The organism is Brucella sp. RRSP16 (assembly GCF_052246815.1).
In the GTDB taxonomy this organism is placed as follows: Bacteria; Pseudomonadota; Alphaproteobacteria; order Rhizobiales; family Rhizobiaceae; genus Brucella; species Brucella intermedia.
On sequence record NZ_JBQQAM010000009.1, the window covers coordinates 147,036 to 172,453 of the forward strand.

A 25,418-nucleotide genomic window follows, 5' to 3' on the forward strand; every position below is an offset into this window, starting at 1 on the left:
GAATTACTCCGCCTTGTCCGTGCGGTCGGACTTGCGGTCATGCGGACGCTCTCCGATGGCCCGGGTGAGGCGGTCGAGCGTCTGGCGGATCGCCTTCTGCTCGTCGGCCTGCTTTTCCACCCAGTCGCGCATGATCTGCTGTTCGCTGCGCATGTTCTTGACGAGGCCCTGTATGCCTTCGGCAAGATTGGCAAGTGCTGCCGTTGTGCGCTGCGTGGATGCATCGCCGCCATGCATGTTCTGCAGCCGGTCGGCCAGATTACGGATTTCTTCCGTGCCGCCGTGCTGGTCCGCGTCCGAGCCGAGATCGGTGACGGAGGAAAGCCAGTTTTCCAGTTCCGTATAGAAGCGGTTCTGTGCGCGGCCCGCTTGCAGGTCGAGGAAGCCGAGGATCAACGAACCAGAAAGGCCGAACAGCGACGACGAAAAAGCCGTGCCCATGCCCGAGAGCGGTGCCTGAAGCCCGGCTTTCAAGGCATCGAGAACATCGCCGGTGCTGCCCGAATTGGGATCCAGGGTCTGGATGGTGCGGCCGATGGAACCGACGGTTTCCAGAAGGCCCCAGAAGGTGCCGAGAAGGCCGAGAAAGACCAGAAGCCCGATCAGATAGCGGGATATATCGCGGCTTTCATCGAGGCGGGTTGCGATGGAATCGAGAATCGAGCGCATGGAGGCGGTGGAAAGCGCCATCGACTGGCGACGCCCGATGAGTGCGCGCATCGGCGCCAGCAGCACGGGCGGGCGCGCGGTGCCCTCGCGGTCGCCGTCGCGGAATGAATTGACCCAGCGGATTTCCGGCAGCAGCCGGAGCACCTGTCCGAAAGCGAGCAGGATGCCGACCAGCAGAACGCCAAGAATAAGCCCGTTGAGCCCGGGATTGGTGACGAAGAACGTGTGAATCTGCCGCATGAGGATTGCAGCCAGAAAGGCTACAATAATAAGGAAGATCGCCATGGTGAGAATGACAATGCGCGGGCTCGAAAGGCGGTAGGGGTCGTAATCGCGTCCCTCATCCAGACGTTCCCGGGAAAGTCTCAAATCGCTCATGCGTTGCGCTCCATGGTCGCGTGTTTGCACAGGAGCCTACTTCATTAATTCGTGAAGCGGAATCGTCTGGTTACGAAAAAATGAAGGCAGAAATGCTTCAGCGCGCCGCTTTCATGCGACGCGCTGATTCACAATGCGAATAATGCTGGCAATGTCAGATGGGCTTTTTGATCGTCTTGAGAAGCGCGCTGTGAATGGTTTCGTTGCCGGCGACGATCGAGTGATTGGTGAACATATCCTGTCCGCCATTCTTGTCCGAGACGAAACCGCCAGCCTCGCGCACCATCAGGATGCCGGCGCCGAGATCCCACGGATGCATGCCATCTTCCCAGAAGCCGTCCAGGCGGCCGCCCGCGACATAGGCGAGATCGAGCGCGACAGCACCCATGCGGCGGATGCCTGCGGTTTCGGCCATGACATTGCGCAGCTCGACCAGATAATGGCCGTGATGACCGCGGCCCAGATGCGGGATGCCGGTGCCAATGACAGAATCGACCAGCTTGTTGCGCGATGCGACGCGCAGGCGGCGGTCGTTGAGGAATGCGCCGCCACCGCGTTCTGCGGTGTAAAGCTCGTCCATGGCCGGATTGTAGATGACGCCGGCGACGATCTGTCCCTGACGCTCAAGTGCGATGGAAACAGCAAAAACTGGAATACCGTGCAGGAAGTTCGTGGTGCCGTCGAGCGGATCGACCAGCCAGCGGTGCTGTCCGTCCTTGGATTCAATCTCGCCGGATTCTTCCATCAGGAAGCCGTAATCCGGGCGGGCGCGGCTCAATTCCGTGTAGACGATCTTTTCGGCGCGTCGGTCTGCCTGGCTGACATAGTCGCCGGGGCCCTTGAGAGAAACCTGAAGATTCTGGACTTCGCCAAAATCGCGAGCGAGGCTGCGGCCGGCCTTCATAGCGGCCTGTACCATAACGTTGAGAAGGGCTGAGCGGGCCATTTCATTGTCCTTGTAAGCACGATCCCTAAGCGTGGAGTTTAAAGAGGATCATGCATTTCGTTAAAAAGAGAGGGCGAACATCCAGCCGCGAACATATACGGCGGACGGTCAGGGAATTGAGCGATCTGAGAAAGAACGGTCGCAAGGATGCGACATGCGGCGCCCCGGCGGGACGCCGCCATAGTCAGAGACGGATCAGGCGCGGCTGACGTAGGTCAGTTCGTTGGTATCTACGATCACGCGTTCGCCCGATTCGATGAATGGCGGAACGAGGATGCGGATACCGTTTTCAAGCACCGCCGGCTTGTAGGACGAAGCGGCGGTCTGGCCCTTGACGACCGGATCGGCTTCGGTGATGGCGAGCGTGACCTGATCCGGCAGGCGGATCCCGATCGGCTTTTCTTCGTAAAGTTCGACAGTGACCATCATGCCGTCCTGCAGGAAGGCGGAGCGGTCGCCGACGAAATCCTTGGCCAGCTCGAGCTGCTCGTAGGATTCGGTGTCCATGAAGATCAGCGCTTCGCCCTGTTCGTAGAGGAACGAGAAATCCTTCTGTTCCAGACGAACGCGCTCGACGGTTTCGGCGGCGCGGAAACGTTCGTTGAGCTTGGTGCCGTTGATGAGGTTCTTCAGTTCGACCTGATTGTAGGCGCCGCCCTTGCCGGGCTTGACGGCATTGGTCTTGACTGCAACCCACAGGCCGCCAGCATGTTCGATGACATTGCCGGGGCGGATTTCGTTACCATTGATCTTCATGAGCTTGATCCGGAATGAAAATGTGAAACTATGTGCGGCCCGGCTTTATTTCGGGGATTGCCTGAGCATCTCATATTCGAGCCGCGATAATCGCGTTTCCAAGACCATAAAACGACGCTTTGTGCAAGCCTGACCACGAAAAGAGGGTCGGTCCGGTTTGAAAAAACCGCTCAAAAATCAGCGGACGCGCAGGTTATTGGCGGTTTCTATGGCTTGCTTGATCTGATCGTCAGCCAGTCCGTCCATCATGTCGTTGAGGTCCGGCGCGCGGAAACCGGCCCGCTGTGCGACGATATACCAGGCGGCGGCCTTCACCAGATCGCCTTCGGTGCCGATGCCATCGCGGTAGAGACGCGCGAGCCATGCCTGCGCCATAACCATGCCGCGCTGCGCGCCAAGCTGCATCCAGCCGAAACCCTGTTCGTAATTGCGGTCGCCGCCGCGCCCCTCGATCAGCCAGCGGCCAAGGTCGAATTGTGCGGTGTCATAGCCTTGCGCCGCTGCGAGCAGGAGATAGACGCGCGCCTTCTTGTCGTCGCGAGGAATGGTCGGGGTGCCATTGGCATAAACCTGGCTGACCGCATATTGCGCATCGGCAAGCTTCGCCTCGGCTGCCTTCTCGAACCACGGGAAGGCGAGGTCGAGGCCGGGCTTGCCCGGCGTCTTCACCATCAGCATCTGGCCGTAGTTGAACTGCGCCATGGCGTTGCCGCCCTCGGCAGCCTTCTTCATCAGCTCTTCCGCCTTGACGGGGTCTTTCGCGGTATAAGTGCCCTGAAGCAGAAGAGCCGCGTAGCGAAACTGTGCCTCGACAACACCGTTATTGGCCGCCTTCTCGTACCATTCTGCCGCCAGTTTCTGGTTGGCGGGAATGCCGAGACCGCGCGCATAAATCTCCGCGATGAGCGTCTGCGATGCCGGGTCGCCCTTTTCGGCCTGAGGTTTGGCCAGATTGAAGGCGGTCAGATAAAGGCCGCGCTGGAATGCACCGAAAGCCTCGTCCGCCGGCTTGTCGCCGAAACGGCTCGGATCGATATGCGGCATCGGTTCCGTGGTTGCCGGTTGCGGCAGCATGACCGGCTTGGCAGGCTTGTCGGCCTTCGTGCCCTGATGATTGCCCTGCTTGCCGCTCTTCTGGCCGTGCACCGGCTCGCCGGCTGCCAGAACAGGCAGCACCGGCAGCGCGAAAGACATAACGGCAGCGAGAAGAAATTTGTTCTTCATGGGCATCGGCAAGACCTTGATGAGGTATCAGTTTTCAAAGCGCGGCGCTTTTTCGTCGAGCAGCCGGTTGGCTTCCGCAACTGCCTGCGCCGGGTCTTCGGCATCGAAGACGGCACGTCCGAGCGCCACGAAATCCGCGCCGGTTTCGGCGGCCGGGATAATGCTTTCCAGCGCGCTTCCGGCCTGCGCAATGCAGGGTATCTCCACCATCTGCGCCCACCATTCGGCGAGCGACAGGTTGCGCGGATGAGCGTCCGGCTTGTTGTCCGCACCGATTTTTCCGAAGAACACATAGTCGGGCTGCAATTCGCCGATTTCCATCGCACCATGGCGGTCGCGCAGATTACCGGTGCCGACAATCATCTTCGGCGTATGCTTTTCTATCGCCTCGGCCAGATCGGCAGCCTTGCCTTCGATATGGATGCCGTCGGCCCCGACGCGACCTGCAATGCGCGTATCATTGAGGATGAGTGCGGCAGCGCCCTTTTCCTGAATGACGGGGATCGCCTTTTCGGCGGCGGCCTGAAAAGTGGCCTCGTCGAGATCGCCGGTGTCGAGAATGACGCTTGCAACGTCACCGCCCGAAAGCGCAGCCGTCAACAGTTTTGCGAGCGCCGAGCCGTCGGCAAGCGGGGGCGCAACCAGCACGATGCGGCAGCGGTCGGTTTCAGTCTGGTGAGCGGGCGTGTTCATGAACGAAGCCTAACGGGAAAAACGTGATGGAATTCGGGCAACAGAGGCGTTCTGTTTACCGGAAACGGAAGCGGCTCTCTATCTATTTGTTTTATCGCATTTATGCGACCCAACCGCGCTTCGGCAAGTATTCATTGGCGAAACACGTTCCCGGTCAGGCCAGTCCGGACTGGCATAATGTTATCCACTGGAACGAAAGTTGATCGGAACCAACCCGGTTCTGCACGAATTTACGGATATATAACCCACACCAAGACCGGGCACTGAACGCCCCGGCAGAACGTGTGAAACCGTTCCGGCCACCCATCCGGAATGACACGAAGAAGATTGGAAAGTCCTCGCAATCCCAAGTGCGGGTGCTTTCCTGCAAGGATAGGCAGGCTGGTAAATGAATATTGCGACCGCTGGAGAAGCGATGCACGCACCCAATGCGAAAATGCGCGATACGCGCATTGACGTGTTCCGTGCGCTCGCGCTGCTAACGATCTTCATCAACCATGTACCCGGCACGATCTACGAGAATCTCACACACAGGAATCTCGGATTTTCCGATTCGGCCGAAGCCTTCGTGCTGATTTCCGGCATGGCCGTCGCGCTTGCCTATGGATCGAAGTTCGCTCCCGGCAATCGCCTGCTTCTGTCGCTCAAGATGTGGCGCCGCGCCGGTGTGCTTTATACCGCGCATATCATGACGACCATGGCGACCATCGCCATCTTCGCGGCCGCTGCCCTTTTCCTCAAGCGTTCGGAACTCCTGACGCAGATCAACATCGCTCCGCTGGTCAAGCATCCGGTCGAAGCGCTGTTCGGCATCGTCACGATGGGCCACCAGCTCGGCTATAACAACATTCTGTCCATGTATGCCGTGATGCTGGTCCTGACCCCGGTCCTGCTTCTGTTGGCGCGCATCAGCCTCCCGCTGATGCTCGGCGTTTCCGGCACGGTCTGGTTGCTCTCGGGCCTCTATCACGTGGCACCGGTCAATTATCCGACCGAGGGCGTCTGGTTTCTCAATCCGCTGTCCTGGCAGTTCCTGTTCGCAATCGGTATCGCAGTCGTGATGCATGTGCGTCGCGGAGGCGAACTGCCGAAGCATCCGCTGCTGATCGGCCTTGCCGTCGGCTATCTGGTGCTGGCGTTGGCGTGGGTGCGCATCCCGCTCTGGGGTATCGATGCATCGATGGGAATGCCGATGGTCATCACCGGCTTTGACAAGACGTTTCTGTCGGGTCCCCGCCTGCTGCACGTGCTGGCCATTGCCTATCTTATTGCCGTGGTCCCCACGCTGAACAACATCGCCCGCACCGCGCCCGACAATCCGCTCGCCATTCTCGGCAAGCATTCGCTGCCGGTCTTCATTGCCGGTACGCTGCTGGCGATGGTGGCGCAGGTGATGAAGCTGGTGAACCCCGGCGGCCTGCCATATGACACGCTGCTGATTGCAACCGGAATCGTGATGCAATTCGCATTGGCCTATTATCTGGAATGGCTGCCGACCATCGGCTGGAGCAAGAAGGGCGCAGCCGCTTCGGTCAAGCCCGGCGTTCCCGCTGCCGAACCCGTCAAGATGCAACTCGCCACAAGCGGCAAGCCTGCGATGCAGCGATATTGACCACGGATAAGCCGCCCGCTCGGGGCGGCTTTTCTTTCGGTGGAAGCGCGGAATCATTTGAGATTATCCACAGAGCGGAGCGGAAATTAACCATTCATTAATCTTAAGAATGTTAAATGGTTTACATCCAGTTCGGCTGGATTCTTACCGAGTGGTTTAGCCACTCTGTTTGACGCCTCCCTGTTAAACTCCTGAGAGCCGCCCTTGCGGCTCTTTTTTTATGCGCTTTTTGCTGCATACCCCGGAAATATCGGCTTTCCACGCGCCGCAACATGGAACGAAATCATCTGCCGATCCGTTCTATTTGCGGACTTTCTTTAAAAGCCCCTGAAAATGTTAACCGAACGTTAAACATAAACTTGCGCGACGGTGCATGAAAGTGCAGTTTGTCGTGGACTTGTTTAGCACAGCTGTTCCGTCTCAGCCTCCCCCATGGTCGAACAGCGGTTCAATGGTTTCATTCGTATCCGTCCGGCAAATCCCACCGGAGGGCTACGGCAACGGAATGGGCCGCCGATGCCGGCGGTCATGCAAGGTGGCAGAGCAGTGATTAGCGAACAGGGTCAGATGCCGAGCAATATGATCAGCCTCGCGGAGCGCATGGTCTTCTCGGATTCGTTCAAGCCGATCTATACGCAAGGCATGGATATGGTCGAGGAAGCCGCAAGCTACCTTGATGGCGAGGGCCGTGAGGATGCGCGCAATCTGTCGCGCGTGGCCGCGACGCTCTATGCCGCCGAATCGATGCGGCTGACCACGCGCCTGATGCAGATTGCTTCCTGGCTGCTGCTCCAGCGCGCCGCGCGCAGCGGAGAAATGTCCCGCCAGCAGGTTGCCGCCGAAAAGGCCAAGGTGCGCCTCGACACGCCGTCCGCGGGTGAAGCCGCACAGGGCTGGTCCGAACTGCCCGCCGCATTCGTGGAACTGGTTGAACGCTCGATGCGCCTTCAGGCCCGCGTGCGCCGGATGGATCGCGAGGTCTACGGTGAAGTGGTTTCGCTGCAGGGCATCCCGCGCGGCAATCCGGTTTCCGAACAGATCGTGTTGCTGAAAACTGCCTTCGGTGCTTCCTGACATTGAATAACCGTTGAGCATCGGCGCCCTTCGGGGCGCATGTTTCTCTTTTGTTCACTTTTCTGCTGTCAAGTGAATCCGTCTGAGGATAGGGTTCGCTTATGAAAGAAACGATTCGCATCATTGGTATCGATCCGGGCCTGCGCCGCACCGGCTGGGGCATTGTCGAATCGCTTGGCAATTCACTGCATTTCATCGGCTCGGGGACCGTGACCTCGAATGCCGAGATGGATCTCGCATCGCGCCTCTGCCAGCTCCATGAAGGGCTTTCCAAGGTCCTGCATGAATTCATGCCGCACGAGGCGGCGGTCGAACATACTTTCGTTAACAAGGACGCAACGGCGACATTGAAGCTTGGTCAGGCGCGGGGCATTGCCTTGCTGGCTCCGGCGCAAGCTGGCCTGCCTGTTGCCGAATATGCGCCGAATGCCGTGAAGAAGGCGGTCATCGGCGTCGGTCACGGTGAAAAGCAGCAGATCCACATGATGGTGAAAGTGCTGATGCCGCGTGCATCGTTCGATACGAGCGACGCCGCCGATGCGCTTGCCATTGCCATTTGCCATGCGCACCATCGTCAGAGCATTGTAAGCGCCCGCCGGATGCAGGCGCTGTTAGCGGGGTGAGACAGAATGATCGGCAAGCTTAAAGGCGTGATCGATGAAATCGCCGAGGATCATGCGGTCATCGATGTGCATGGGGTCGGCTATGTCGCGTTTTGCTCGGCGCGGACACTGGGCAATCTCGGTGGCGCGGGCGAGGCGGCGGTGCTGTTCATCGAAACCTATGTCCGCGAGGACATGATCCGTCTTTACGGATTCGCCAATCAGCTTGAACGAGAATGGTTTCGTTTGTTGCAGAATGTGCAGGGCGTCGGCGCCAAGGTGGCGCTTGCGGTGCTTGGCACGCTGTCGCCGTCCGAACTCGCCAATGCGATCGCATTGCGCGATATCGCCATGGTGTCGCGCGCGCCGGGCGTCGGCAAGAAGGTTGCAGAGCGCATCGTGACTGAACTGAAGAACAAGGTGCCTGCCTTTGCCGGCGATGCGAGCGGCACGATCGGGCTCAAGCAGGAACTTGGCGCGGGCGCCGCGCCTGCGCCGGTGGCCGATGCGGTGTCGGCGCTTTCCAATCTCGGTTATTCCCGGGATCAGGCAGCCAACGCCGTTGCAGCCGCACTGAAAGAGGCGGGAGAGAATGCCGATTCGGCAAAGCTTATCAGGCTGGGTTTGAAGGAATTGTCGCGGTGAGAGCCTGTTCCAAAAGTCGCCATGCCGGTCTGCAAACGGCGCTTTCCTGCGTTCCGGTGCTCATGTACATGAAGTACACTCCGCTCCGGTACTCGAAAATCGCCATTTTCGCCACGGCCTGCCGCTTTTTGATTCAGGCTCTGCGCAGCTTGCCTGAACATGATGTTCGTGCGAGGAGGAAGGCATGAGCGACCGCAACCCTCTCATCGATGCCGACAGACGCGTGGACGAAGACAATACGCTGCGCCCGCAAATGCTCGACGATTTCGTCGGCCAGGCGGCGGCGCGCGCCAATCTGAAAGTTTTCATCGAAGCGGCCAAGGTGCGGGGTGAGGCGCTTGATCATGTGCTGTTCGTTGGCCCTCCGGGTCTCGGCAAGACGACATTGGCGCAGATCATGGCCAAGGAACTGGGCGTCAATTTCCGCTCCACGTCCGGCCCGGTCATTGCCAAGGCGGGCGATCTTGCAGCACTTTTGACCAATCTCGAAGAGCGCGACGTTCTTTTCATCGATGAAATTCATCGCCTGAGCCCGGCAGTGGAAGAAATCCTCTATCCCGCCATGGAGGATTTTCAGCTCGATCTCATTATTGGTGAAGGCCCTGCCGCCCGTTCGGTGAAGATCGATCTTGCCAAGTTTACGCTCGTTGCGGCAACGACCCGTCTCGGCCTTTTGACCACGCCATTGCGCGATCGTTTCGGCATTCCGGTGCGGCTCAACTTCTATACGGTCGAGGAACTGGAATATATTGTGCGCCGTGGCGCGCGCATCATGCAGATGGGTATTTCGCCGGATGGTGCGCTGGAAGTGGCGCGGCGTTCGCGCGGCACCCCGCGCATCGCCGGGCGGCTGTTGCGCCGCGTTCGCGATTTTGCGCTGGTGGCGGGCGCCGATGTCATCGATCGCAAGATAGCCGATGAGGCATTGTCGCGTCTTGAGGTGGACAATCGCGGACTGGACCAGCTCGACCGGCGCTATCTCAATATCATTGCGCGCAATTTCGGTGGCGGGCCGGTGGGGATCGAAACCATCGCTGCCGGTCTGTCCGAGCCGCGTGACGCGATTGAAGACATTATCGAACCCTATCTGATTCAGCAGGGTTTCCTGCAACGCACGCCGCGCGGCCGCGTCCTGACCGCCGTTGCATGGCAGCATCTCGGATTGCCTGCGCCCGCTGAAATCATCCAGCAGTCGCAATACGGCCTCTTCATGGAAGACGAATGACGGAACGACAGGAACAATTGGCGCAGGCTGCCGTATCGGGCGAACTGAAGGACGGCGCGCATCTGCTCTATGCACGCATCTATTATGCCGATACGGATTTTTCCGGCTTCGTCTATCACGGCCGCTATCTGGAATTCTACGAACGCGGGCGCACGGACTTTTTGCGCTTGCAGGACGTTCACCATATCGAACTGGCGGAAGGCGCGCTTGGCGAAGAAATGGTGTGGGTCGTTCGCCGCATGGAGATCGACTACAAATCGCCGGCCAAGATGGACGACCTCATCCTGATCGAAACCCGCGTCAGCGAAATTCGCGGGGCACGGGTCATCATGGCGCAGAAGATCACCTGTGGAGAGCGGCTGCTTTCGGAAGCAAAGGTGGAAGCCGTAATGATTACCAAGGAAGGCCATCCGCGCCGCATTCCGGATGAATGGCGAGAGGCCTTCACCAACAGCCGCGAGGGCTGAGCTGCGGATTATTCCGCCCGAAATCGTTGGCACTTTTTTGGGGTGCGTTCTATTTAGGCAAATGCTAACGCATCTTTAACCATAATATTCCATTAATCACCCTGACGGAATCGGTAGAGAGGCTGGCTGGCAGCGCAGCGCCTTCCTTTCACCAAAATTAACCGTAACAAGCGCCTGATGGATTTAAAGTTGAAATCCGGGATGGCGGTTGCGGTGCGAAGTGTCGGCCGCTCGTCGGGCAGGTACGGCTTCACGTTGAAAAGCTGCGCAAGGTTAGAGTGTCTGTTTTCAGACGCTGGGTAACGGATTTGCGATACCGCCCGGTCATGTGGCCGGGCGTTTGGATTCGAGGACGGTAGATCGATGGAAAATGTTGCGTTAGCGGCCCCCGCCGCCGATGTTACCCTCTGGGGCCTGTTCATGCAGGCGAACTGGGTCGTCAAGCTGGTTATGCTTGGCCTGCTGTTCGCTTCAATCTGGACCTGGGCTATCATCGTGGACAAGACGATTGCTTACGGACGGGCGCGGCGCGCGATTGATCGCTTCGAGCAGACGTTCTGGTCCGGCCAGTCGCTGGAAGAACTTTACCGCAATCTCGGCGAACGCCGCACCACCGGCATGGCATCCATCTTCATGGCCGCAATGCGCGAGTGGAAGAAATCATTCGAAAAGGGCGCCCGTTCCCCCATCGGTCTCCAGATGCGTATCGACAAGGCCATGGACGTGGCGCTGGCGCGTGAAGGCGAAAAGCTGGAATCGCGACTGGGCTTTCTGGCAACCATCGGCTCTGCAGCTCCCTTCATCGGCCTGTTCGGCACGGTTGTCGGTATCATGACCTCGTTCCAGGCAATTGCAGCCTCCAAGAACACCAGCCTTGCCGTTGTTGCGCCGGGTATCGCCGAAGCGCTTCTTGCAACGGCCATCGGTCTTCTCGCCGCTATTCCTGCCGTTATCGCATACAACAAACTGTCTGCGGATGCCGGCAAGATCGGCGGGCGGCTGGAAGGTTTTGCGGACGAGTTTTCCGCCATACTGTCGCGCCAAATTGATGAGAAGCTGACGCCGCGTAATTAAGCGGCATCAAGCATCGAGTGTAGTTTCAGCCTTCGGGAATCTTGCAATGGGCATGTCGGTCGGAAATCAGGGAATGCAGTCGGGCGGACGCCGCAGGCGCGGTCGCAAGAAGGCATTGATGAGCGAAATCAACGTGACGCCGTTCGTCGACGTGATGCTCGTTCTCCTCATCATCTTCATGGTCTCCGCGCCTCTTCTGACGGTCGGCGTGCCGATTGATCTGCCCGATACGCAGGCCAAAGCCATGAACGCCGACACGCAGCCGATCACCGTTTCGGTCAACAGCGAGGGCAAGATCTACCTGCAAGAAACCGAAATCCCGATCGAAGAAGTGGTGCCGAAGCTCCAGGCCATCGCCAAGACGGGCTATGAGGAGCGCATTTTCGTGCGCGGTGACAAGGCTGCCGATTACGGCACAGTCATGAAAGTCATGGCCCGCATTTCCGCCGCCGGTTTCAAGAATATCGGCCTTGTGACCCTCCAGGAGCAGGATAGCTGACGCCATCATGAAGGCTGGCCTGACATCTTCTGTTGCCTTGCATGCCGTTGCGGTCGCGCTGGCAGTGGTTTCGTTTTCCTCGCCGAAGGCTTTCGACGTGCAGGATTCGGAATCGTTCCCGGTCGATATCGTGCCGATTGAATCGCTGACGCAGATCCAGCAGGGCGAAAAGACTGCGCCCATGAAGGAAAAGTCGGCTCCCGTGCCGACAACCAAACCGCAGACAGTTCCCAACGCCGAGAATTTCGGCGATCAGGATATCGACACCAAGACACCACCGAAGCCTGACCCGAAGGCCAAGCCGATCGAGGCAGCGGAAGAGCCAAAGGCGCAGCCGGAGCCGGTGAAAAAGCCCGAACCGAAGCCGGAGCCTAAACCGGAACCGAAGCCCGAGCCCAAGCCGACGCCGGTTCCCGCGACGGAAGTGCAGACCAAGCCGGTGGAAAAACAGGAAGTGAAGCCCGATCCGGTGGCGGAAGCCATCGACAAGCAGGCTGAATCGCCTGACGCCCAGACGCCGAAGCTGCCGGACAAGGTTCCCGCACCGGAAGCCAAGCCGAAGCCGCCGCAGGCGCAGACCGCCAAGACGCCGGATCGCAAGCCGACCGAGGAAAAGAAGCCGACGCAGAGCGCGTCCCAGTCGTCGCAGTCCAAGAACGATGCGATTGCAGACGAGGTTGCGGCCCTTCTCAACAAGCAGAAGGCGGCAGGCGGCGGCGCCAAGCGGTCCACCGATCAGGCATCGCTGGGGGGCAAGAAGAATACCGGCGGCTCCAAGCTCAGCCAGAGCGAAATGGATGCGCTGCGCGGTGCGATTTCGAAGTGCTGGAACGTTCCCGCCGGTGTGGCGGATGCGCCGGGGCTGATCGTAACCGTCAAGATGAAGCTGAACCAGGACGGCTCCATTCAGGGCGTTCCGGAGGTGACATCGGGCGGCGGCGGCGATGGTGTGGGGCGAGCAGCAGCCGAGAGCGCCAAGCGCGCTGTCGCACGCTGCGCACCGTACAATCTGCCAGTCGACAAATATGATTCATGGTCGGAAGTGATCGTCAATTTCGACCCAAGCGAAATGTTCTGACCGGGTTCCGGTCGCCAACCACTGCAAGGACAAAGAGGTCCCAGAAGACATGAAAATCGGCATCATCAATACAAAGATCCGGACGGTCTTTTCGGCTTTCGCGTGTATGATTGCCGCAAGCCTTGTCTGCACCATGCCGCGCGCGCCGTCGTGGAAATCAACATCAACAAGGGTGTGATCGAGCCGCTGCCGATCGCCATCACCGATTTCCTTTCGGCCGACCAGCTCGGACCGAATATCACCTCGGTCATCGCGGCTGATCTGGAACGGTCGGGCCTGTTCGCACCCATCGACAAGGGCGCCTTCATCGAGAAGATTTCCAACCCGGACGCGGCTCCGCGTTTCGAGGACTGGAAGGTCATCAACGCGCAGGCGCTCGTCACGGGCCGCATCACCAAGCAGCCGGATGGCCGTCTCAAGGCCGAGTTCCGCCTGTGGGATACGTTCGGCGGCCAGCAGATGATCGGCCAGCAGTTCTTCACCACGCCGGACAACTGGCGCCGTGTCGCTCACATCATCGCCGATGCGATCTATGAGCGCCTGACCGGTGAAAAGGGCTATTTCGATACGCGTGTCGTTTTCGTCGACGAATCCGGTCCGGCACAGAAGCGCGTGAAGCGTCTGGCCATCATGGATCAGGACGGCGCCAATGTGCGTTATATTTCGGACGGCCGCGCCATTTCCCTGACGCCGCGTTTTTCGCCGAACCGTCAGGAAGTCACCTATATGTCTTATGAAGGCGGTACGCCGAAGGTGTATCTGCTGCAGTTGGAAACCGGCCAGCGCGAGCTCGTCGGCAACTTCCCCGGCATGACCATTGCTCCGCGTTTCTCGCCCGATGGCCAGAAGGTCGTGATGAGCCTGCTTCAGGACGATGGCAGCGCCAATATCTACACGATGGACCTGCGCAACCGTTCGACCACGCGCCTGACCAACAGCCAGGCCATCGACACCGGCGCGTCCTATTCGCCGGACGGCTCGCAGATTGTGTTCACCTCGGACCGCGGCGGTCGCCCGCAGCTCTATGTGATGGGTGCAGACGGCTCCAACCCGCGCCGCATCTCGATGGGCGACGGCAGCTATTCCACGCCGGTCTGGTCTCCGCGCGGCGATCTCATCGCCTTCACCAAGCAGTCGCAGGGCCAGTTCTCCATCGGGGTGATGAAGACCGACGGTTCCGGCGAACGCCTCCTGACCTCCGGCTTCCACAATGAAGGTCCGACCTGGGCTCCGAACGGTCGCGTGCTGATGTTCTTCCGCAAGGCGGCGGGTGCAGGTGGTCCGAAGCTGTTCACCATCGACCTGACCGGCCGTAACGAGCGCCAGATCCAGACGCCGAACTTCGCGTCCGATCCGGCATGGTCGCCGCTGCTCGAATAGAGCAGTTTCGACGATTCAGTCGAACTGGAAATGCTCCGGTTATGGAAAGTGAAGGCGCGAAACCGGTGTTTCGCGCCTTTTTCATGGCAATGCGCCACAATCCTTGCCGGAAAGCCGTGTTTCTGCCGTATTTTGCCCCCAAGGGCTGAGGCAGCAAGAAAATATTAACCATACTTCTTGAGCCTGTCTTAACCTCAATATGATTATTGGATGGTTACGCAGGAACATCAAATCTTAAGGAGCTCCGGCCCATGCGCCGTATCCAGTCGATTGCACGTAGCCCGATCGCTATCGCCCTTTTCATGTCGCTCGCCGTTGCTGGCTGTGCGTCCAAGAAGAACCTTCCGAACAATGCCGGTGATCTGGGTCTCGGTGCAGGCGCCGCAACGCCAGGTTCCGCACAGGACTTCACGGTCAATGTCGGCGATCGCATCTTCTTCGATCTCGATTCTTCGCTGATCCGCGCCGATGCACAGCAGACGCTTTCCAAGCAGGCCCAGTGGCTGCAGCGTTATCCGCAGTACTCGATCACGATCGAAGGCCATGCCGACGAACGCGGTACGCGTGAATACAACCTCGCTCTCGGCCAGCGCCGTGCAGCCGCCACCCGCGACTTCCTCGCTTCGCGCGGCGTGCCGACCAACCGTATGCGCACCATCTCCTACGGCAATGAACGTCCGGTCGCAGTTTGCGATGCCGACTCGTGCTGGTCGCAGAACCGCCGCGCCGTTACCGTTCTCAACGGTGCGGGGAGCTGATCTGCCAATATCAGATAGTGTTACGGAAAAGCGGCTTTCGGGCCGCTTTTTTCGTTTTAGGCCGATTGTTTGGGCGTTTCGACAAACTTTGGCCGAAGTCACCCCTGTCATAGTGAGCGCCAGGAAGCCTTCGCTTTTCGCATTTTGCGGCGCAAAACCGCTTCGCACTTTTGCTGGAAATGCTCTAAAAGCGGAGCTGATCGTGCGGCAAACGCATTCAGCGTCTGTTCAGGCGCGGCACTCGATCATCCGGTTCGCGTGAATTGGATGGGTGAATTTGCAGGGGCAAAGGGAATGAGGAAACCAATGAGGAAAGTGACGCTGGCAATTGCCATGCTGCCGCTTTTGGCGAGTGCTCCGGCTCTGGCGGCATCTGTTTCTTCGCAAGGGGAAATTCAGCTCGCGCAGGCAGGTGCTCCCGGCGGAGATCAGTTTTCGCAGCAGGTCTGCAATCTGGCACATCAAAATGCCCAGTCCTATGCGCGCATCTTGCAGCTTCGCGACAAGATGCTGAAAATCCAGCGCGACAATGAAGTGCGTTTCCAGGCATTGGAAAAGGGGCGCGGGGGTTCACAGCATCGCGTCAGCATCGGCTCGACGGCCATTCTCGACGAAGCGATGCGGGACAATGGTGGCGGCAGCGGGCAGGGCGGCGGCTATCAGAGCCCCGGCTTGCAGCAGGAACTGGTGCGCAACCTGACCGGCAAGGTCGAGGATGTGGACGCCCAGATTTCGTTCACCGACAATCAGCTGCAAAAGACGCAGGAAGACAATGAATTCCGGTTTGAAGAACTGGAAAAGAAGAATGGCGTAACCTCGCCTGCTTCGAGCAGCGCGGCTCAGCCTGCGCCCGCTGCAGCATCGCCGGGCGCCGATCTCTGCGCACAGGGCGTCGGTAACGCGGCCGCGATTGCCGATGCGTTGAGCGCGCGGGCGGAAGCCATGAACTTCCAGATCCTCGAAATGCAGGATCAGATGCAGAAGATGCAGGAAGCAAACGAAACCCGCTTCCAGTTTCTGGAAACCGGGAAACGCGCCGATACGGAAATTCAGCAGGCTGGCGGCGACACGTCGCTGGCCGCTGCCGGTTCCGATCAGGGCAGCAACGGAAACCTCGATGGCGGGGTTTCCGGAAGCGCCCCGCAGAATGGCGGATATGACGCTTCCACGCAGGCTGCGGCCAGCCAGTCGTCTGGCGCCGATTCCATGGCTATTGGTTCGAATGCGCCCGCACAGGGCGGACCGGCACGTGGCGAGCCGCCGCAAACGCTGGGCTCCATCCGCTTCGACGCCAGTGGCAATGTAATCGGCGAGACACTCGACGCCACGCCGCGCACGGTACAGCCGGGCGCAGCACCGGGAACCGCCCCAGGCGGAACGGCAGCAGGCGATGCGGTTGCATCGCTTCCGACCGACGATAATCCCGGTTCGCTCTATCAGGCATCCTATCAATATCTGATGTCGGGCGACTACAAGGCAGCTGAAACCGGCTTCCGCGAGCATGTGAAGCGCTATCCGGCTGATCCCAGCACGGCTGAAGCACGCTTCTGGCTTGGAGAATCGCTTTACGGTCAGGGCCGTTATCCGGAAGCCGCCACGGTGTTCATCGATACGCAGCGCGATTATCCCGATTCGAAGCGCGCGCCGGAAAACATGTTCAAGCTCGGCATGACGCTGGAAAAAATGGATAATCGCGATGTTGCCTGCGCGACCTTCGCGCAGATACCGGAACGCTACCCCAAGGCGGCGCCTGCCATATTGAAGCGCGTTGCCGATGAGCGCACGCGCGCAAAGTGCTAGAGCGGTTCCCGTTAGAACACAGCCGTCGAACCGCTCTAACTATTTGTTTTATCGCATTATTTAATGCAAAACCGTTTCACGCTTTTGCTGAAAATGCTCTAATGGCGGAGTTAATTCGTGGGGCTTAGCCCAAGCAATATTTTCAAATTATTCGAGCCATTCGGATTTGAGCAGGCCAGGGCCGTGATTGCCGCCGTGTCAGGCGGCAGCGATTCTCTCGGCCTGCTTTTTCTCCTCCGGGATTACATGGCCATGCTCAAGGACCCGCCCCGGCTGATCGCCGTGACGGTGGATCATCAATTGCGCGCAGAATCCAGGGCCGAGGCAGAAAATGTCGGTCGGCTTTGCCGGGATTACGGGATCGAGCACCGTATTCTCACCTGGGATGAGGCGAAACCGACGAGCGGACTTGCCGCGGCTGCGCGCACGGCGCGTTATCGCCTGTTGTCGCAGGCGGCGCAGGAGGCAGGCGCTGCCTTCATCGTCACCGGCCATACGCAGGACGACCAGATCGAAACCTTTCTGATGCGCAGGGAGCGCAGCGCCGATGCCGAAGCAAGGGGGCTTGCCGCCATGTCATCGCGCTCGTTACTGGGCGGCCTCGGGCGGGTGGGATCGGTCGAACTCGACCGCCCGTTGCTTTCCATTTCCCGGCAGGTCTTGCGGGAGGAGTTGCGGGACAGGAGCATCGGCTGGATCGATGATCCCAGCAATGCCAATACGGACTATGAACGGCCACGGGTTCGTCTGGGCGTCGCGGCGAAGGCGGACAGACAGGCGGTGCTCGACCAGATTGCCGAGGCCGGAGCCGCGCGCGAGCGGGACAATGCCGTTCTGATTGCCGCACTCGCCGACCCGGCGAGCCTGCGCATCGATGCGAACGGAGCTTTGCTGGTCGATCCGCAGCTTTGCGCCGCGCTTCCCGACAACGCCAGGCGACTGTTCGCCGGATTGCTGGCGGCGATTGCGGGCGGACGCCGTTTCCTGCCGGGCAACAGCGAGCGCTCACGCATCGAACGGGTTCTTTCGGGGGAGGATGACAATCATCGCCTGACTGTGTTCGGCGCGCTGATCGAGCGCGGCGCGGACGGCTCGCCGCATCGGTTTCTTCGCGAAAAGCGCAATCTCCCCAAGCTCCATCTGGAGCCGGGCAAGCCAATCGTCTGGGATGGACGCTTCCGTTTCTTGAATGAAGGCTCAATTGATTTCGAGCTCGCTGCACCGGGACGGCAGGAACTCGCCGATTTCCTGAAGGCGCAGAACATCGAGATAGAATCCCGTAAACGTGAGGCCCTGCTGGTTTCGCCCGCCCTTTACAGGGATGGCAGGCTTTATGCCCTGCCTTTCCGGCGGGAAGGGGATTTTCCGAAAGACATTCGTGTCGAACGGCATTTTGCGATCTTCGATCACGTGTTGCCGGGGCATGATTTCGATCTTGCAATGGCTGTTGAAGCTCGCATCGGGCGCGTCTGCGCCGAATCGAAGCGGGATGAAAAATCAGTCCAGTGAACTGATTTCCCCGCGTAGACGCTTCGCACTTTGGTTGGAAATGCTCTTTTTATAAACCAGAGTGCGAAGAATCGAGGATGCGGGGGCAAACGCGCCTTGGCAAGGCCATCCTTCGATCCTATGTTAGACCGAAACATCGTTCCGTGCCCGCGGAATGGCCGTGGTATCGATTGGACCCGATATGAATCCGAACTATCGCAACTTCGCCCTCTGGGCGATCATTGCTCTTCTTTTGATCGCGCTGTTCAACCTGTTCCAAAGCCCAGGTCAGCGCTCCAATTCCCGTGAAGTTTCCTATTCGCAATTTATAGACGACGTATCCAACGGTCGCGTAAAATCGGTGACGATCACCGGCCAGCGGATCACCGGTACATTTGCTGACAACGGTTCGACCTTCCAGACCTATTCGCCGGGCGATACGGGTCTCGTTTCGCGCCTTGAAGACAAGGGTGTCGCGATCACCGCACGCCCGGAAACCGATGGCTCCAGCTCGCTGATCGGCATTCTCCTGTCGTGGCTGCCGATGATCCTGATCCTCGGCGTGTGGATTTTCTTCATGCGCCAGATGCAGGGCGGCTCGCGGGGCGCGATGGGCTTCGGCAAGTCCAAGGCCAAGCTTCTCACCGAAGCGCATGGCCGCGTGACCTTCCAGGACGTCGCTGGCGTGGACGAAGCCAAGCAGGACCTTGAGGAAATCGTCGAATTCCTGCGCGATCCGCAAAAATTCCAGCGTCTGGGCGGCAAGATTCCGCGTGGCGTTCTGCTCGTTGGCCCTCCCGGCACCGGTAAGACGCTTCTGGCGCGTTCGGTTGCGGGCGAAGCCAATGTGCCGTTCTTCACGATTTCCGGTTCGGACTTTGTTGAAATGTTCGTCGGCGTCGGTGCGAGCCGCGTCCGCGACATGTTCGAGCAGGCCAAGAAGAATGCGCCCTGCATCATCTTCATCGACGAAATCGACGCAGTCGGCCGTCATCGCGGCGCCGGTCTCGGCGGCGGCAATGACGAACGCGAACAGACGCTCAACCAGCTTCTGGTCGAGATGGACGGCTTTGAAGCCAACGAATCGATCATCCTGATCGCGGCGACCAACCGTCCCGACGTTCTCGATCCCGCGCTGCTGCGTCCGGGCCGTTTCGACCGTCAGGTCGTGGTGCCGAACCCGGATATCGTCGGCCGTGAACAGATTCTCAAAGTGCATGTGCGCAACGTGCCGCTTGCACCCAATGTCGATCTCAAGGTTGTCGCACGCGGCACGCCGGGCTTCTCCGGTGCCGATCTCGCCAACCTCGTCAACGAAGCCGCCCTAATGGCCGCGCGCCGCAACAAGCGCCTCGTGACCATGCAGGAATTCGAGGACGCCAAGGACAAGATCATGATGGGTGCGGAACGCCGCTCCGCCATGACTCAGGAAGAAAAGGCCAATACGGCCTATCACGAGGCAGGCCATGCCATCGTTGCGCTCAACGTGCCGAAGGCAGACCCGGTTCACAAGGCAACCATCATTCCGCGCGGCCGTGCGCTCGGCATGGTGATGCAGCTTCCGGAAGGCGACCGTTACTCGGCCACCTATACCTGGATGGTGTCGCGCCTTGCCATCATGATGGGCGGTCGTGTGGCCGAAGAGCTGAAATTCGGTAAGGAAAACATCACCTCCGGTGCTTCCTCCGATATCCAGCAGGCCACCAAGCTCGCCCGTTCCATGGTTACGCAATGGGGCTATTCGGACAAGCTCGGCCGCGTGGCCTATGGCGACAATCAGGAAGAAGTCTTCCTCGGCCATTCGGTTTCCCGCACGCAGAACATTTCGGAAGAAACCGCGCAGATCATTGATGCCGAAGTGCGTCGCCTGATCGATGAGGCCTATGCCGAAGCGACCCGCATCCTGACCAAGAAGAAGAAGGACTGGATCGCGCTTGCCGAAGGACTGCTCGAATATGAAACGCTCTCCGGCGACGAGATCAAGGAACTGATCGCGGGCAACAAGCCGTCGCGCGATCAGGGTAGCGATACGCCGTCGCGCGGTTCTGGTGTGCCGAAGGCTGGCAGCCCGCGCAAGCGCAAGGGCAGTGAGCCTGGCAGCGAAGCGGGTATGGAGCCGCAGCCGCAATAAGCTGCTTGAAAAGAAATGCAGAAAGCCGGGCTAGTCCCGGCTTTCTGTTATCCGGCTTTATGGGGCTTGTCGCAAAGGCTCGTTAAGGATTTCGGCGCATCATACTGCACCAGCTTACGACTTTGGACGGGGGAAGGACGAACTTGCCGCCAAAGACGAAATTGCATTTGTGAAGGTTTTCGCGTTAAGAACAGCGAAAATCTGCTGCCTGGCCAACCGGCAGCCATTGCTCGCCGATCATTTTGGGCGGCATATATTTGAAGACAGAGAGCAGTTCATGGCTCAGCGCAAGGCGAAACAGATGGCACGCAAATATTTTGGAACCGATGGCATTCGCGGACAGGCCAACAGCTTTCCGATGACCCCGGAAGTCGCCATGAAAGTCGGCATGGCGGTGGGTCACATCTTCCGCCGCAAGGGTCAGGCTTCGCGCGTCGTGATCGGCAAGGATACGCGCCGTTCGGGCTACATGCTGGAAAACGCGCTGGTGGCCGGTTTCACTGCCGCAGGCATGGATGTTTTCCTGCTTGGCCCGATCCCGACGCCTGCCGTTGCGATGCTTTGCCGCTCGCTGCGCGCCGATATCGGCGTGATGATCTCGGCATCGCACAACCCGTTCTACGACAACGGCATCAAGCTTTTCGGCCCAGACGGATACAAGCTTTCCGACGAGATCGAATTGAAGATCGAGGCGATGATCGACGGCGATCTCTCTCCATATCTCGCCAGCCATGGCGATGTCGGTCGCGCCAAGCGCGTCGATGGTGATATCTATCGCTATATCGAATTCGCCAAGCGCACGCTGCCGCGCAATATCGACCTGAACGGTCTGCGCGTCGTGGTCGATTGCGCCAATGGCGCGGGCTACAAGGTTGCGCCTGCTGCGCTGTGGGAACTGGGCGCGGAGGTCATCACCATCAACAACGAGCCGAACGGCATCAACATCAACGAGGATTGCGGTTCGACGCATCCGATTGGTTTGATGAAAAAGGTTCATGAAGTGCGCGCCGATGTCGGCATTGCGCTCGATGGTGATGCGGACCGTGTGCTGCTGGTCGATGAAAACGGCACGGTCATCGACGGCGACCAGTTGATGGCCGTCATCGCCGAAAGCTGGGCGGCGAGCGACCGGCTTGAAGGCGGCGGCATCGTGGCGACCGTCATGTCCAATCTCGGCCTCGAGCGCTTCCTTGCCGACCGTCACCTGACGCTGGCCCGCACCAAGGTGGGCGACCGCTATGTGGTCGAGCATATGCGCGAGCACGGTTTCAATGTCGGCGGCGAGCAGTCCGGCCATATCGTCCTGTCCGATTTCGCGACGACGGGTGACGGCTTGATTTCGGCCTTGCAGATTCTTGCCGTCGCGCAGGAGCAGGGCAGGCCCATCAGCGAAGTCTGCCGCAAGTTCGATCCGGTGCCGCAGCTTCTCAAGAATGTTCGCACCGCTGGCGGCAAGCCGCTGGAGAACAAGCGCGTGAAAAGCGCAATCATTGAGGCAACCGAGCGCCTTGGCGGTCAGGGCCGTTTGGTAATCCGCCCGTCCGGCACCGAACCGCTCATCCGCGTCATGGCGGAAGGCGACGACCGCGGTCTGGTGGAAAAGGTCGTCAACGACATTATCGACGTGATCTCATCCGAGGGCAGTGCTGCCGCCTGATCACTCCATGAGCAATTTCAGCAAAGCGCGGGTTCTGTCCCGCGCTTTTTGTTTGGCGGGCGTCCCGAAGAGGGGAGACCGACAGCCGGAGCACGTCCGGTATATTAGTGATTCTTAATGAGCTTGGTAAAAAAACAAGGTTAAGTCGGATTTAACTTTTGCCGAATAGTCTTCCCCGCAAACATCCGTACCGTCGCTTCCGGCGGCGTGATTCTCCGATGGGGCAGACATATGAAAAGTCTTACGAAAACTCTTTTTGCCGGTGTGGCGGCATCGGTTGCCCTCACGGCCATGGTATCTGTCGCGCTGGCGGCCGATATCATCGAACCTGTGCCGGAAGTCCCTGAAGTCGTTGTCGCTCCGCCTGCCGTTGGCGGCTGGTATCTGCGCGGCGACATCGGCTACTCCAAGGCCAAGTTCAAGGATGCGGATTACGCGACCATCGATAATTGCGACACCTGCGGTGGCGGCTCGCCGACCTTCGGCAGCAACACGCTCTATGGCGACCTGAAGGGCTCATTCCTTGTGGGCGGCGGCGTCGGCTATCAGGTGACGGATTATTTCCGCACCGACCTGACGGTCGACTACATGACCCGCGCCAAGTTCGACGGCCATACCTATGGTTCGGCCTGTAACGGCGATATCAACTGCGCTTCCGACGAGCGCGGCCGTTTCTCCGCACTTTCCATTCTGGCGAATGCCTATGTCGATCTCGGCAATTTCGCCGGCTTCACGCCTTATGTCGGCGCCGGTATCGGCGGCACCCGCGTAAAGTGGGGCGATCTCGACGATGTTCGTTATGGCGGCACGCAGGAAGGCGCTGCCAACTGGCGCTTTACCTATGCGCTCATGGCTGGCGCATCGGTCGACCTCACGCATAATCTCAAGCTCGATGCGGGCTATCGCTATCGCCATATCAACGGCGGCAAGATGTTCGAGGGCAACCAGTGGATCGGTGACGGCTACGACAAGGGCATGAATGTGCACGACGTGCGCGTCGGCCTGCGCTACATGTTCGGCGGTGCGGCTCCGGCCTATGCGCCGCAGCAGGTCTCGACCATCGTGGACGGCCCGGTTTACAAGTAAACCGAAGATACAGCAAAGCAATCAGGGCCCGGTTATCCGGGCCCTTTTCGTTTAGAGCGCGTTTCGATCAGATTGGATCAGATCGGCGCCTTGCGGCAGATGCTTTAGAAACACGGTAAACAGATCCCTATATTCATGCGATCTTAACCATGTCCGTTCATACATGATGATACATTCATAAGCGGGGATTTCATCATGTCCATGCAATGGCGTGCCTTCTGTTCGCCGGCTGTGCTGCTGGCCGGATTATGCATCGTATCGCAGTCCTTTGCCGCCGATCTTGATATGATCAGCTATGAGCCGGGCGCTCCGGCACAGCAGCCGGTCGAGGTTGGGTCCGGCTGGTATCTGCGCGGCGATATCGGCTACAACATCTCCTCCAAGGTCAAGGTCCAGACCGAGACGGCTTTCTGGAGCGCGTCGCAAGGCTACGATCTGGACAAGAATGTCGTGCCGTCCGTCGGCGTCGGCTATCAGTTCACGGATAACCTGCGCGGCGACGTGACGTTCGGTTATTCCAAGCAGAGCTTCGATGATCTGGACGTCGATGTTCGCAGCTGGGACATGATGGCCAATGCCTATGTCGATCTCGGCAATTACTACGGTTTCACGCCTTATCTGGGCGCTGGTCTAGGCTTTGCCAATGTGCGGTATTCCATCGATACGGTCTATGGCGCATACAAGGCGGATGATGATTATCGGCTCGCCTGGGCGCTGATGGCTGGCGTGGGCATCGATGTGGCCTCCAATATCAAGCTCGATGTCGGCTATCGATATGGGGTTATCGAGGGGGCGGATATTGCAAGCGCCGCAGGCATCACGCTGAGCGACAAGGACATTCAGTCCCACCAGCTCCGCGCCGGTGTGCGCTTTACGACCTGGTAATATCAGGTCTCATCGAGACTTGGTCAGGCCCGTGCGGCCCTTGAGCATTTTGCGTTAGCAATTTAACGCCCTGCTATAATTGCAGCGGGCCTTTGGGCCCGCCTTGCAGTTATTGTTTCAGGTCTGGCGAATTTTTGGTTTTCATATACGGCCCAAATCCTTACAGGTGAACGAATGCGTCGAACGCGTTTCCTGAAAAGGGGAGGGTTATGAAAGCAATTGCAGCATTTTCAGATTTCGTAGGCCGGACTTTCGCCGTCTGGGTCATTATTTTCGCCATTCTCGGCTTCGTCCTGCCGTCGACATTCAGCGTATTTGCGCCGTGGATCGTGGTTCTGCTGGGCATCATCATGTTCGGCATGGGCCTGACGATTTCCGGCAAGGATTTTGCCGAGGTCGCCAGACGGCCTTTCGACGTCGCCATCGGTGTGCTGGCGCAGTTCATTATCATGCCGCTTCTGGCCGTGCTTCTGACGCGCATCATCCCCATGTCGCCGGAAGTGGCTGCGGGCGTTATTCTGGTCGGCTGCTGCCCCGGGGGTACAGCCAGCAACGTCATGACCTATCTGTCGAAGGGCGACGTGGCGCTGAGCGTTGCCTGCACCAGCGTCACCACGCTGCTTGCGCCGCTCGTGACGCCATTTCTGGTCTGGTTCTTCGCCAGCCATTATCTGCCGGTCGATGCGATGAGCATGTTCATCAGCATCGTGAAGGTGATCCTTGTGCCGCTGGCGCTCGGCTTCGTGTTGCAGAAACTGGTTCCGGGCCTGGTCAAGGCGGCCATCCCCATGCTGCCGCTGGTGTCGGTCATCGGTATCGTGCTCATCGTGGCCGCCGTGGTCGCGGTCAACAAAGCCGCCATCGCGCAATCCGGCCTGCTGATCTTCGCGGTAGTGTTCCTGCACAACGGCTTCGGTCTGCTGCTTGGCTATTTCGCGGCGCGTTTCGCAGGGCTGTCGCTTGCCAAGCGCAAGGCGATCAGCATCGAGGTCGGCATGCAGAACAGCGGGCTTGGCGCCGCGCTCGCCAATGCGCATTTCTCGCCGCTGGCGGCAGTGCCGAGCGCTGTCTTCAGTGTCTGGCACAATATCTCCGGCGCGCTGATTGCAAGCTACTATGCGCGCATGGAAGACGAGCCGACGGAGACGCAAACGGTCACGCGATAAGGAAATTCTACCCGCCCGAAGCAATTCGGGCGGGTTTGATGAAAATATTCCACGAAAGCCGTATTGAGGAAAAACGCGCTTTCGGCTATCCCGGTAAGTGGGCCACGTCTCCCCAACGAGACGCG

The 25,418-nt window shown here is 59.2% G+C and carries 22 protein-coding genes and 2 pseudogenes; 19 read left to right on the forward strand and 5 right to left on the reverse strand.

Annotation, left to right across the window (positions count from 1 at the left end; genetic code table 11):
• Positions 1-3 precede the first annotated feature (3 nt).
• The 5 genes from ACS5UA_RS15665 to ACS5UA_RS15685 form a co-directional block, all read right to left on the reverse strand.
• Complete coding sequence (locus ACS5UA_RS15665; protein ID WP_006473228.1) at positions 4-1,047, reverse strand: MotA/TolQ/ExbB proton channel family protein; 1,044 nt, start codon at positions 1,045-1,047, stop codon at positions 4-6.
• A 154-nt stretch (positions 1,048-1,201) separates the two neighbouring features.
• On the reverse strand, positions 1,202-1,993 hold the full coding sequence (locus ACS5UA_RS15670) for an inositol monophosphatase family protein (protein ID WP_031347274.1): 792 nt from the start codon (positions 1,991-1,993) through the stop codon (positions 1,202-1,204).
• A gap of 195 nt (positions 1,994-2,188) precedes the next feature.
• Positions 2,189-2,749, reverse strand: coding sequence for an elongation factor P (gene efp, locus ACS5UA_RS15675; RefSeq protein ID WP_006467724.1), 561 nt, complete (start codon positions 2,747-2,749; stop codon positions 2,189-2,191).
• 177 nt (positions 2,750-2,926) lie between these two features.
• Entirely contained in the window at positions 2,927-3,973 is a 1,047-nt protein-coding gene (locus tag ACS5UA_RS15680) for a tetratricopeptide repeat protein (protein WP_025090971.1), read from the reverse strand.
• A gap of 27 nt (positions 3,974-4,000) precedes the next feature.
• Positions 4,001-4,666, reverse strand: coding sequence for a thiamine phosphate synthase (locus tag ACS5UA_RS15685; protein ID WP_443101498.1), 666 nt, complete (start codon positions 4,664-4,666; stop codon positions 4,001-4,003).
• Positions 4,667-5,081: 415 nt separating this feature from the next.
• Here ACS5UA_RS15685 and ACS5UA_RS15690 point away from each other — a divergent pair, with 415 nt between their 5' ends.
• The 19 genes and pseudogenes from ACS5UA_RS15690 to ACS5UA_RS15780 all read left to right on the forward strand — a co-directional run bounded on the left by ACS5UA_RS15690 (position 5,082) and on the right by ACS5UA_RS15780 (position 25,293).
• Entirely contained in the window at positions 5,082-6,278 is a 1,197-nt protein-coding gene (locus ACS5UA_RS15690; RefSeq protein ID WP_021588000.1) for an OpgC family protein, read from the forward strand.
• 567 nt (positions 6,279-6,845) lie between these two features.
• On the forward strand, positions 6,846-7,352 hold the full coding sequence (gene rcdA / locus ACS5UA_RS15695) for a protease adaptor protein RcdA (RefSeq protein WP_025090968.1): 507 nt from the start codon (positions 6,846-6,848) through the stop codon (positions 7,350-7,352).
• A 101-nt stretch (positions 7,353-7,453) separates the two neighbouring features.
• On the forward strand, positions 7,454-7,975 hold the full coding sequence (gene ruvC / locus ACS5UA_RS15700) for a crossover junction endodeoxyribonuclease RuvC (RefSeq protein ID WP_002964793.1): 522 nt from the start codon (positions 7,454-7,456) through the stop codon (positions 7,973-7,975).
• 6 nt (positions 7,976-7,981) lie between these two features.
• Entirely contained in the window at positions 7,982-8,599 is a 618-nt protein-coding gene (gene ruvA / locus ACS5UA_RS15705; protein ID WP_021587997.1) for a Holliday junction branch migration protein RuvA, read from the forward strand.
• Positions 8,596-8,745 (forward strand): annotated as a pseudogene (locus ACS5UA_RS15710) (flagellar basal body P-ring protein FlgI); the annotation flags it as partial. The gene ruvA and the pseudogene ACS5UA_RS15710, both read left to right, overlap by 4 nt.
• Positions 8,746-8,783: 38 nt before the next feature.
• The gene (ruvB, locus tag ACS5UA_RS15715; protein WP_021587996.1) at positions 8,784-9,824 is read left to right on the forward strand and encodes a Holliday junction branch migration DNA helicase RuvB; all 1,041 of its coding nucleotides are present in this window, start codon (positions 8,784-8,786) and stop codon (positions 9,822-9,824) included.
• Positions 9,821-10,291, forward strand: a complete 471-nt coding sequence (locus ACS5UA_RS15720; RefSeq protein WP_021587995.1) for a YbgC/FadM family acyl-CoA thioesterase — start codon at positions 9,821-9,823, stop codon at positions 10,289-10,291. Before ruvB ends, ACS5UA_RS15720 begins: the two co-directional genes overlap by 4 nt.
• A gap of 363 nt (positions 10,292-10,654) precedes the next feature.
• The gene (tolQ, locus tag ACS5UA_RS15725; protein WP_006467714.1) at positions 10,655-11,365 is read left to right on the forward strand and encodes a protein TolQ; all 711 of its coding nucleotides are present in this window, start codon (positions 10,655-10,657) and stop codon (positions 11,363-11,365) included.
• A 46-nt stretch (positions 11,366-11,411) separates the two neighbouring features.
• A complete protein-coding gene (tolR, locus tag ACS5UA_RS15730; protein WP_006467713.1) occupies positions 11,412-11,864 on the forward strand; it encodes a protein TolR in 453 nt (150 codons plus the stop codon).
• Positions 11,865-11,871: 7 nt separating this feature from the next.
• Positions 11,872-12,942, forward strand: a complete 1,071-nt coding sequence (locus ACS5UA_RS15735; protein ID WP_006467712.1) for a hypothetical protein — start codon at positions 11,872-11,874, stop codon at positions 12,940-12,942.
• A 49-nt stretch (positions 12,943-12,991) separates the two neighbouring features.
• Positions 12,992-14,322, forward strand: a pseudogene (tolB, locus tag ACS5UA_RS15740) (Tol-Pal system beta propeller repeat protein TolB).
• A gap of 251 nt (positions 14,323-14,573) precedes the next feature.
• A complete protein-coding gene (gene pal / locus ACS5UA_RS15745) occupies positions 14,574-15,080 on the forward strand; it encodes a peptidoglycan-associated lipoprotein Pal (RefSeq protein ID WP_006473326.1) in 507 nt (168 codons plus the stop codon).
• 294 nt (positions 15,081-15,374) lie between these two features.
• On the forward strand, positions 15,375-16,880 hold the full coding sequence (gene ybgF / locus ACS5UA_RS15750) for a tol-pal system protein YbgF (RefSeq protein WP_036593157.1): 1,506 nt from the start codon (positions 15,375-15,377) through the stop codon (positions 16,878-16,880).
• Positions 16,881-16,997: 117 nt separating this feature from the next.
• On the forward strand, positions 16,998-18,389 hold the full coding sequence (gene tilS / locus ACS5UA_RS15755) for a tRNA lysidine(34) synthetase TilS (RefSeq protein WP_443101499.1): 1,392 nt from the start codon (positions 16,998-17,000) through the stop codon (positions 18,387-18,389).
• Positions 18,390-18,570: 181 nt separating this feature from the next.
• Positions 18,571-20,499, forward strand: a complete 1,929-nt coding sequence (gene ftsH, locus ACS5UA_RS15760) for an ATP-dependent zinc metalloprotease FtsH (protein ID WP_443101516.1) — start codon at positions 18,571-18,573, stop codon at positions 20,497-20,499.
• A gap of 301 nt (positions 20,500-20,800) precedes the next feature.
• Positions 20,801-22,156 (forward strand): phosphoglucosamine mutase, encoded by a 1,356-nt coding sequence (glmM, locus tag ACS5UA_RS15765; protein WP_006473329.1) that lies wholly within the window; start codon positions 20,801-20,803, stop codon positions 22,154-22,156.
• A 231-nt stretch (positions 22,157-22,387) separates the two neighbouring features.
• On the forward strand, positions 22,388-23,242 hold the full coding sequence (locus tag ACS5UA_RS15770) for an outer membrane protein (protein WP_021587990.1): 855 nt from the start codon (positions 22,388-22,390) through the stop codon (positions 23,240-23,242).
• Positions 23,243-23,437: 195 nt separating this feature from the next.
• A complete protein-coding gene (locus ACS5UA_RS15775) occupies positions 23,438-24,127 on the forward strand; it encodes an outer membrane protein (RefSeq protein ID WP_021587989.1) in 690 nt (229 codons plus the stop codon).
• A 209-nt stretch (positions 24,128-24,336) separates the two neighbouring features.
• Positions 24,337-25,293 carry a bile acid:sodium symporter family protein gene (locus ACS5UA_RS15780; protein ID WP_443101500.1) on the forward strand — a complete coding sequence of 319 codons (957 nt, stop codon included), beginning with the start codon at positions 24,337-24,339 and terminating at the stop codon, positions 25,291-25,293.
• The last annotated feature ends 125 nt before the right edge of the window (positions 25,294-25,418 follow it).